The organism is Shewanella jiangmenensis (genome assembly GCF_018596335.1).
In the GTDB taxonomy this organism is placed as follows: domain Bacteria; phylum Pseudomonadota; class Gammaproteobacteria; order Enterobacterales; family Shewanellaceae; genus Shewanella; species Shewanella jiangmenensis.
The window spans coordinates 1-735 of record NZ_JAHEPS010000029.1 but is presented as its reverse complement, the minus strand read 5'-3'; the positions used below and the strand labels follow the sequence as shown (position 1 = coordinate 735).

Genomic DNA, 735 nt, shown 5'->3' with positions numbered 1-735 from the left:
GAGGGCGCTCACCACTTTGTGGTTCATGACTGGGGTGAAGTCGTAACAAGGTAGCCCTAGGGGAACCTGGGGCTGGATCACCTCCTTACCTAAGCGACACATTTTCCTGCTGAGTGTTCACACAGATTGCTTGATAGACGAAAGAGACAAATGCGATGGGTCTGTAGCTCAGGTGGTTAGAGCGTACGCCTGATAAGCGTAAGGTCGGTAGTTCGAGTCTACTCAGACCCACCAATCTCCGCGTCTGCTTTGTTGTAAAGCTCGTCGTTTACTGAAGTAAACTTCCTCACTTTACGCCGCGCATAAGCGAAGATTAACAACGCATTTGGTTAGACTGCGATAGGCAGAAACGGGGCTATAGCTCAGCTGGGAGAGCGCCTGCTTTGCACGCAGGAGGTCTGCGGTTCGATCCCGCATAGCTCCACCACTCCGTGGAATTGCCCGCATGTCTCACGACGCAAGTCATGGAATTAGAGACGCCAAAGATAAGTGATGAATTTATCTTTGGCTTTTTTAAGCCCGATTTTGCACCGAAAGGTGAAAAATCATTGCTCTTTAACAATTTGGAAAGCTGATAGTAGAAATCAAACTGACTCTTCGGAGTTGGATTGATGAATACAAAAATTGAGTTCTCAAACACTTCAATCAAGTGTTTTGGAAATTCTTCAAGGCGAGTTCAGTAAAATGAACTATCGAAAAACCAGCTAGTTGCAATGCAACCGGTGAGGAAACTCA

At 46.7% G+C, this 735-nt stretch carries 2 tRNA genes and 1 rRNA gene; all 3 read left to right on the top strand.

What is annotated here, in order from left to right:
• Window positions 1-88 (top strand): 16S ribosomal RNA (locus KJI95_RS19385); the annotation flags it as partial.
• 69 nt (window positions 89-157) lie between these two features.
• Window positions 158-234: transfer RNA gene (locus KJI95_RS19380), tRNA-Ile, on the top strand.
• 117 nt (window positions 235-351) lie between these two features.
• Window positions 352-427, top strand: a tRNA-Ala gene (locus tag KJI95_RS19375).
• The last annotated feature ends 308 nt before the right edge of the window (window positions 428-735 follow it).